General features: G+C 63.6%; 8 protein-coding genes. 4 read left to right on the forward strand and 4 right to left on the reverse strand.

Annotated features, from left to right (window positions below; translation table 11 throughout):
- Positions 1–263, reverse strand: a 263-nt coding sequence (locus BO39_RS28475; RefSeq protein ID WP_043840131.1) for a hypothetical protein, incomplete at its 3' end; no start/stop codon positions are given.
- A 373-nt stretch (positions 264–636) separates the two neighbouring features.
- Here BO39_RS28475 and BO39_RS35535 point away from each other — a divergent pair.
- Positions 637–960, forward strand: coding sequence for a DUF6894 family protein (locus tag BO39_RS35535; protein WP_408735194.1), 324 nt, complete (start codon positions 637–639; stop codon positions 958–960).
- Positions 961–1,948: 988 nt separating this feature from the next.
- Complete coding sequence (locus BO39_RS28480; protein ID WP_043840133.1) at positions 1,949–2,776, forward strand: c-type cytochrome; 828 nt, start codon at positions 1,949–1,951, stop codon at positions 2,774–2,776.
- Between the two features lie 79 nt (positions 2,777–2,855).
- Here BO39_RS28480 and BO39_RS28485 read toward each other — a convergent pair whose 3' ends face one another.
- The gene (locus tag BO39_RS28485; RefSeq protein WP_169742893.1) at positions 2,856–3,488 is read right to left on the reverse strand and encodes a PEP-CTERM sorting domain-containing protein; all 633 of its coding nucleotides are present in this window, start codon (positions 3,486–3,488) and stop codon (positions 2,856–2,858) included.
- 389 nt (positions 3,489–3,877) lie between these two features.
- Positions 3,878–4,156: a hypothetical protein gene (locus tag BO39_RS33385; protein WP_156964112.1), complete on the reverse strand. Its 279-nt coding sequence runs from the start codon at positions 4,154–4,156 to the stop codon at positions 3,878–3,880.
- 275 nt (positions 4,157–4,431) lie between these two features.
- On the opposite strand from BO39_RS33385, the gene BO39_RS28490 reads away from it, so the two are divergent.
- The gene (locus tag BO39_RS28490) at positions 4,432–4,947 is read left to right on the forward strand and encodes a PepSY domain-containing protein (RefSeq protein ID WP_043840136.1); all 516 of its coding nucleotides are present in this window, start codon (positions 4,432–4,434) and stop codon (positions 4,945–4,947) included.
- A gap of 869 nt (positions 4,948–5,816) precedes the next feature.
- On the opposite strand, the gene BO39_RS28495 is transcribed toward BO39_RS28490, so the two are convergent.
- Complete coding sequence (locus BO39_RS28495; RefSeq protein WP_245615463.1) at positions 5,817–7,358, reverse strand: pyruvate kinase; 1,542 nt, start codon at positions 7,356–7,358, stop codon at positions 5,817–5,819.
- Positions 7,359–8,487: 1,129 nt separating this feature from the next.
- Here BO39_RS28495 and BO39_RS34125 point away from each other — a divergent pair.
- Positions 8,488–8,925: hypothetical protein (locus BO39_RS34125; RefSeq protein WP_211257605.1), on the forward strand; the 438-nt coding region annotated here is incomplete at its 3' end.

Consider the following 8,925-nt stretch of genomic DNA (forward strand, 5'->3'; position numbering starts at 1 on the left):
TTGCCCATGCTGCTGATGGAGGTGGTCTGCACGTCGAGCGCCGGCTGGGCGACCTGGGGGAAGCCGATGGAGAGCGAGGTGAGGACCGAGAAGTTGGCGGAGCTGCCGCTGATCAGGAGCGAGCCGCTGGAGGAGGTGCTGGCGGTGCCGGGGACGAAGACGCCGTCCTGGAAGATGCGCGCCGAGAGCTCGGGCGCGGCCTGGGCCTGGGAGGCCATGCCGAGGGAGAGAAGGGCGGCGGCAGCGAGGAGAAGCTTGCGCATGAGGATGTCCGATGAGGGCAGCGGGTGTCGGCGCGTCGTTGCGCCTTGACACCAAGATGGCAAGCTGTGTGCCAATCCAAAACGTTCCGAATAATCAACGGGATGCTTTGTCTTCCAAGCTCAAATCCGAATGTGTAATAAGTGCCGACAGTTCGGATAGTAGGTGCGGGCGCGTGCTTCTCCGCTAGCCTGACGTGGTCCAGCCGCTGCAGGGGAAGCACGCGCTGTGCTGATCCTCCACCCCGCGCCACCGGAACCCGTTTACCAGGTGCTTGCTCGCTCCGAACTGGTGACCAGTTGGAATGGGTTGGATCAGGAGGGGCGCCGGCTCTTTCCCGCTCAGGCGCCACGCTCGCCCTCAACGTGCGCCAGGATGCGCCAGAAGGGCAGCATAGGTGACAGTAATGGCTTGAGTGCGCCACTGAGGCAGGTGGCTTCCAGGCAGAACAGCCATGCCTCCTACTTCTTCCACCTCTACGACAGCGCCTCGTCCTGTGACGGGGAAAGGAGCGAACGGCCTGACCATCGGAGCGCACGCGACCAGGCTATCAAGGCGGCAGGCGCAGTGCTGCGCGAGAACCCGGACAGCCTGTGGCGAGGCGCGCCAGGGCACATGAAGGTGGTGAACGGTGGCAGGCGGCTTCTTTCCGCGTTGAACTTCGCCCTCCGGCAGGACAGGCCGGAAGCCGATTGTTAACCCATCCCACCCGACTGCCTTCGCGGGATCGAAGCTGTTGAGGACGAGCGTTAGGACCCTAGTGGGCCGCTGGGCAGGCTATCCAGGCGTTGACGGTGCGCAGAGTGCCGCACCCAGATGTTGACGGCGCACAGCACAGCGAGGCCGATGAGAGACGCGAACATGGAAGGTGGCTCCTTTTGCCTGCTCCTCCCTATTCCTGACGCAATGGTGCACTGCACCATGCCGAATTCGCAAGTGAACTTTCGTTGGTGAGAGCGAGTGGATGGCGGCCAACTACGTGAACGCCGCCACACACCTCACCAAGCCTATGCTGACCTCCTACCCCAAGCGGAAGCGGCGAACGCTAACGCGCAGGCGAGACATCTTTGTGAACCTTTTCCGGGGATCAGCACGTCGGCGCGTGCAAGGCGTTCAGCAATCATCCTGACCTGCTCGGCATAACATCGCTGCCGCGTTAGCAGGCGGGCACAATCCGGAGGACGCCGATGCCTCGCCTAGCTGTCGTAGCCATTCTGAGCCTTACCCTTGCGGGCTGCGCTTCCGACATTGCCGTTCTCCACACCGCGCAACAAGGTGAGGTCTACCGCGCGGGCCATCGTGAACAAGTTGATTACCCGCTTGCGCGGTGAAAGCGATCAGGTTGCCAAATGGCAGCGATTGAACTGGCGGCACCAGCAGCTGTATCCGTGTGGCGTATAAGCCAAGCGGTCCAGCTATTCAGTCCCGCTTGGCAACGCCTTCGTATTCGGCCGCTTCTGCCTGTGCCTGCTCAATCAGAATTTGCAAACCGGACGGATCCTCCGATTGGAACCTGACTAGCGCACCCCCATCCGGGGGAAATATTGTAATTGTCCAAACAACAGCGCTTTGATCTGCAATTGGAGTCGTGACATGCCCAGGTTCTGGGTCTCAAGAATGTGCATGAGCAAGCTTGAGGCGCTTGGGTTTGGTGGGCGGATGGTATGTGCCCCTACTCGGAGCAGGCATGATGCGCATTAGGGCTGTGACGCTCGTCGGGAGTCTTCTCGGCGCAATAGGCGGCGCCTCTGCCGCCACCCTGTTGATCGAGAGGGACGAGGAGCGCGTCAGCTTCGAGACAAGCGAACTCCTTGCGCGACCGGACGCTCGACAGATCCCTATCCCGTCGGATGTTGGTTACGGCACCTCCGCGAGCTACCGTGCCATTCCACTCTCAGCCCTCCTGTCACACCTGCCACCATCGCCGGGGCGCACGCTCGAGACGGTGGCCCGGGACGGGTACGCGGCTCAGATCCCCATGGAACTCGCCTACCAGGACGCCCCCGGCGCCGCGAGGGCTTGGCTGGCCATCGATCCCGACGATGCTCCCTGGCCTGCCCTTCCGGGCAAGCAGGCCTCTGCCGGACCCTTCTACATCGTGTGGGAGCGGCCGGAGGCCTCGGGCATCCCGACGAAGTACTGGACCTACCAGGTCACCACGCTGCGCTACGTCCCATCACCGGCGTCACGCTGGCCCGGACTTGCCGTGGAGGCCTCTCTTCCGGGCGACCATCCCGCGCGCATCGGTCAGCAGGCCTACGTCACGCAGTGCCTTCCATGTCACACGCTGAACGGTGGCGGTTCCTCGACGGTCGGGCCAGATCTGAACATCCCCATGAACCCGACGCAGTACTTCCAGCCTGCTGCCCTGCGCCGCTACCTGCGTGAACCCGCCAGCGTGAGACGCTGGCCGGATCAGAAGATGCCCGGGTTCACGCCGCGCCAACTCAGCGAGACAGAGTTGGATGCGCTGATCGAGTACCTCGCTCACATGGCAAAGCGCAGCCCCGACTAATCACCAGCGTGGCGGCTAAACAGGTCAATACCTTGGCTTTGTTGCCGCAGAGCGTGATGCAGGCTGTTTTTGCGACTGACTATAGACCATCCGCAGCGCGCCGCGCCAGGAGAGGCGCACCATTCAGGGAGGGCACCGGCGCCGCTCGCATCTGGCTCCAACCCAGCCCGAGCAGGGCGAACAGCATGAGGACCAGGGAGGAGGGTTCTGGTACCGACACCGGCGCCGCTACCAGTTGGGCCGTGTTCAGCGGCCCGAGCCGCGCACCCGCGGCGGTGACAGTTTGGTAATCCGCCAGGTAGTCGGCAAAGGTGAGGTCATAGGCGAGGTTGCTCACGTCGCGCAGGATCCAGGGCGTTGCGACCTTGGGACAGGCAGGCGGCATGCCGGAGGCGCAGGGGCCTGGGCTGTGCCCCACTCCGAAGAACTGCTCGAACACCGTAGGCACCAGGGACGAGGCGGTGAAGGCGGGCGAGGCGCCACCGAAATCGCCCACGAAGCCGGCGCCGTCACCGACCGGGTCCACGAACATCCCGATCCCGTAGCGCCCTGGCGTAAAGCTGTTCTGGTCGAAGATGGCCACCGTGACCCCGCGCAGAGGATCCTGTAGCGCCGTCTCGATGCTGTAGCTCGTGCCGCCGATGGTGATCGTCGCCGAGAGTGGGGCATAAGCGCGGAAGCCGTTGAACGGCCCGCCGAAAGCTGGGGCCAAGTTGGGGCTGCTTGTGTCGAACAGCGCGCGCGCGGTGAAAGGTGTTGGGCTGGCGAAGAAACGCGGAGCGCTGGCAGAAGCGGGCGTCAGTGCCTCGTCCGTGTCGAAGCTACCGCTGTAGAGGAGCTCGAACGGTGCCGCCCATGCGCCCCCAGCGCCCCCACCGAGCGCCCCGAGAACCAGCCCAACCTTAGCAACTTGTTTCACGCTGCTCATAAGATGCCTCCCGTATGGTGGAAGCTTGGCCATGAATGTACGGGGGAGCAAATAAACTTAACGCCTTCGAAGCCTCTGCGTCTCACTACGAGTGCGGCGACCCACTTGTTGCTTGTGCCTACCGTTTCTCCTGCGGTGGCGAACAGTGGCCAATCTACTCGGCGTGGTGCAGGTCAGCGAGAGGCCACCGCGAGAGCCGTGCTGATAGAAGAAGATCGGCGCGCCACGTGCCGCGACCTTGGATGGCGCCTCCTCACGTCGTCGTCGACAGCCGAACGTGCTGCAGCGAGCGCCTGCTCAAGATCCGACGCAACGCCGACGTCAACAATGGTAAGCTTCTCAGGACAACACTCGGTGCTCGGCGTGTACACGTGCACAGCCCACCCGGTGTCGCCGAACTCGCGGATCTCAAGGGCATAGGCCCGGTAGTACCTGAGTTCGACGTAAGCCATAATCGCCTCGTACCAGCTTCACTGGTGCGATTAGAAGCTCGGCAGCGTATTGCGCCACCATCTGCTGGTTGTGTTTGGTTGATAAGTATTTACCACCAGTTGTCGTTCGCCGTTGTTGGTTTGCTCGCCGCAACAAATGCACACATACATGCTCACGGTCACGCCCTCATAGCGAAAGCATCGCCGACGTGTAGCTTTGAACGCCCACATAGATCTCGCTCGCGCTCGTCCAGCTGGTTTTTCCCGCGGCGCAGAGCGTGAAAAGGCAAAGCACCATGACAAGCAAGTCCGCGCTTCTGGCGGCTGCGGCCGCCATTACTCTTCTCGCCTCGCCCATCCCTGCCGCCCTCGCCCAGAGCGCGCGTCTGGAGATGGCCCAGGTTCCCCCACATATCCTGGCCGCCGCACGGGCCGTCGGAGCCCTGACGGACGTGACCGAAGTCGGCATAGAGGTCGAGGGCAGCCGCATCATCTACGAGATCAAGGGCCGCACCCGCGACGGCAAGGTTCGCGAGGTTGACTTCCTCGCCGACGGCACGTTGGAGGAGATCGAGGAGGAAGTGGCGCAGGCGGACGTCCCGCAGCCCGTGATGCAAGCCCTACAGCGCTGGATGTCCGGCTTCCGGCCCACCAAAATGGAGCGCAGCCTGCGGCCGAGCGGGGGCAGCAGTGTGGCTGAGGCGATGACCACCGTCTACGAGTTTGAAGGCCAGCACGGCGGCATGGAAGTCGATGTCGAGGTGACTGCCGACGGCTCACGCGTCATGATCGTGGACGACAGCCGGGGCTGAACAATCGCTTCTTCAGCACGGTGGACGTGACCGCCACCATCGGTGTGTCACGCCTGCCGTGCGCACGTCCACGTTCAACGATGATCTCGTGTGCTGCGTCTGCAGACAAGAGAGATCACTAGATCGGCCAGTACAGGTAGCCATGCTCACAAACGCGATCGCCGTAGCCGGCAGAACCTTCGTCGCGTTGCGTAAGTCAGGACGGCAGCCGCGTGAACTTGCCCCAGTGTTCCACGCGGTAACACCGTACTGCCGCATGGCGCTTTGTGCGAGCGAGCCTGGCGCAGGCTCGAACTGGGCTGAGCCGCCAGCCAACGAGGTCACCTGTAGCAAATGTCTAAAGCGACTGGCGAAGTTAGAAGGAAATTAGGATAGGAGAGATCCGTCGCCGTCTCGAGCCCGACCCTGCGCTTCGGGCGCCTCTCCTAAACGCGCGGGAGCGGGCGCGTGAGCACTTGCCCAGCCAACGAGTGGCGCGACCGGGCCCGCCCACATAACAGTCTCGCCTCCTCGGTAGCCAGCAGGCAACGACGCCCGACGTCACCGGTTCAGGCAGGGTCCGTCTCTCATCCGACCGGAGAGTCCAGGTCGAGGCGCAGCAGCGGTGATATCGTGAAGTCTCCTCCCGACAGCGAGAGCGTTAACCGGTCGTTCCGCTACGCCAGCCCGCCCGGCGCTGTCGAAGCAGCAGCCTGGCCCTGCCCACCCGGCCTGGACGGCTCCACCTGCTGTCCAAAGCCCGGTTCGGTCGAGTTCTGGCTGCGAACCGTTTGAGCCGCACTAGGCACTGCGAGCGCAACGACCAGCACGGTAGCAATCATGATGCGGAGCAAGGCCGAGCCTCTTCGATAGGTGAGCTGCAATGGCATTCACCAGCTCGCGAGACGACGCAGCTGCGGTGTCTTCTTGTGCTGGTGCTCCGCCATGCGCCGAAGAAGCGTGTCCAACTCGCGAATGGCCTCGAAGATATGCGGGCCCTTGTTGAGCATGACGCATTCGGCCCGGGCGGCCATGGCCGCATCCGTCATCTCCCCGCGTGAGGGCGTGCCCTTCTTCACCAGGTGCTCGAGCACCTGGGTCGCCCAGATCACGGGCACCTGTGCCGCCTCGCCGAGCCACAGGATCTCCTCCTGCATCTCGGCCACCCGCGCGAACCCGATCTCCACCGCCAGGTCCCCGCGCGCGATCATGATGGCGGTGGGCTGCCGCCCGGCTGCACGAACAACGATCTCTGGCAGGGCATGCAGGGAGCGCTGCGTCTCGATCTTGAGGATCAACGAGAGGCGCTGCCAGTCTGCCGGGCGGCGTGCCGCCAGCGCGTCCTGCAGGCTCTCCACGTCGGCCGCGGATTGCACGAAGGAGTAACCAATCCCGTCGGCGTGTTGTGCGACGAAGTCGAGATCCTCTAGGTCCTTCGCCGTCAGCGCCGCGCAGCGCAGATCAGTGTCGGGAAAGTTGATGCCCTTCTCCGACCTCAGCTTTACCCCCTCCTCGTCGGCCTGATTGACGCGAGCGAGGAGGCCCCATTCCTCAACACGCTCGATCTCCGCGCCGATCCTCCCGTCGTCCAGGAAGACACGCTGGCCGGGCTTGGCCATGCCGAACACCTCGGCGTAGGTGCACTCGGCGGCAAACTCCGCATCGTCCTCGTCGAGGTGGCGCAGGCCACGCGGCGGCACGATCGCCAGCCGCGCGTCCTTGCGAACCCGCTTTTCGTCCCCGAAATGGCGAACCTTGCCCGTGCGGATTTTCGGCCCGGCCAGGTCCATCAGAACGCGCAGGCGGCGGCCCGTCTCCCTCTCGGCCGCCCGGACATGCTCCACCATGCGGCCCCAGGCTGCCGCGTCGTCATGGGCGCAGTTGATGCGCACTGCTTCCACGCCGCATCGCGCGAGCCTCAGCATGAACTCGGCATCGTCGGCCGCCTCCGAAGGGCATGTGACGAGCAGCGCGACCCGCCTCTCCGACGACACCGGACCGAGCACCTCCTCCGTGCGCTCGGATAGAAGATCCTGCCCGCTAAAGAATACCTCCGGTGAGGGCCGGCTGCCGCCGGGTTGCCCCGTCAAACGGGCAAGGGTGGCCTCTACGGCCTCCAGGGCCGGCAGCACGCGGCTCTCCAATCGGCCTAGGGAGGAAAGGCCCAGGAGCATGAGGGAGCGTTGTAAGGGCCGCAGGTCGCGATGGCGCAGGGCAAGGTAGTGAGCCAAGTTCTCCGCGCTCGGCCGGAACTCCGAGCGGGGGAAGCATTCGGCCCATCCCGCGACGGTGGCAGCGCCCCTTTCGCGCACTTCGCGAAGCAGGTCAGCTACCTCAGCGTGGAGTGCAGCGATGGCCATCCCGTCCACCCGACGAGCTGCTGACGCACCCTCCTCCTCTACAAGGCGCGCGACCGGCACTGTCTGGTTCATGGCGGACATCTCCACGGTGGAGGCCCGGGCCCTACCCCATGCGTCGACGTCACGGTGTGAAGAGGCGGTTACGCTGCAGGCACGAATTCGTCAGCGGGAAGCTGAGCCGTCGGCTGGAGCGGCAGCCGAGCAGCCAGCTCGAATGCAGCAAGGATTGGTGAGAGGCGGATGAGAGGTCATCTCGCCTTGAGCTGCTTTCGCAAAAGCTTCTCGCATCCACGGCTACGCTGGTGACTATAACATAAATAGCTCGCTGTCTTGCGACTGTATGTTCCGCAAATCAGGTGCGACTTGCAAACTAACACATCGCTCAGGAGATGCGCAGTGAAGAAGATGATCCTTGTGCTTGCGGCTGGCTTGATTGTCAGTCCTGCGTTTGGCCAAGCGCCTACTCCTCAGCCTTCCGTGTCGACGGCGCCGACACCCAGCGCTCCAAGTGGCGTGACGTCGGACCAGGGCGCTGGCGTGCCGGGTGCTGCGGCCTCCCCGCTGTCACGAGCCCCTGCGAGTGGCCCACCGAACCCGCAGGCCGGCACGCCGGGCGTTCAGGACCCCTCCCAGCAGGGCGGCTCAGGCGGCTGATCTCGCCTCTGCTTTGGCAGGTAAGGCGGGCTGAGCGTGAAGCCGGAGCTGCTTGAGTTAGCGATAGATACTGGCCGAACTGGCTTCGGCTCAGAACATCTGCCACGCTTGCTCAAGGTGGATCACGGCCTCGCAGCGTGACTAGTAACCGTCACCTTAGCGCGGACTACCTCTCAGGCCGCTCGCCATACACCTCTGAAATCGACGTTAACGATTTGATAAACTTCTCTGTGGTGGATCTGCGAGACTTTGGCTTCCATGATGCAACGGCTGTGATGCAACAGGCTGTAGAGTTCCGCTCCAGCGTGTTCGTCGCACTCGGTGGGGACGACAACCTTCTCATCTAAAACACGACTGTGTCGGCCCTGGCCGACCGTATCTTCGTCTGAACATCGGCATCTTGGGGAGCGTGCTCCTTAAGATCGTCTGACAGGCCGGCTGCTACGAGGGCCGATCTCACGGCTACGGCCGGTCGATAGGTGCCAACAAGTGTCTGCCATGGGCATGCTGGACTGGTCGCCACGTCGGTAAGCGAGAAGGAGACTCCTTGCGGGTTCTAGGCTCACAGCGGTGCCTCCGTTGCCCAGCAAGCCTCACGCTTCGCGCGGCGCAGCCTACTCTAGGCGCGCTGCTACTCGCTTCCTCTCTGCACATTACGGCGGCATCGGCGCAGGACGAGCCGATCGAACTGGCTGACGATCCGTTCGAAATCAGTGATCCCATAGCAGCGGCGCCCGGATCGGCGGAGGTCGCGTTTGTTGGTGTTTACGAAAGGGCCCGCACTGGACGCATTCGAAACACACTTGGAGTCGAAACAGAGCTGGAACTTGGCGTCATCCCACGTCTTGAGCTTCGACTGGGCCAGACCGGCGCTTATGGAAATCTCGAAACCCGTCGCCGGCTGGGTGCCATCGCTGACCTGACCGACGCTCCTCTCGAGAGGGAACAGGCCAGCAAAGGAGGTACGTCACGCATTGGTATCATG

The sequence above is a fragment of the Roseomonas aerilata DSM 19363 genome, assembly GCF_000711725.1.
Taxonomy (GTDB): Bacteria; Pseudomonadota; Alphaproteobacteria; order Acetobacterales; family Acetobacteraceae; genus Roseomonas; species Roseomonas aerilata.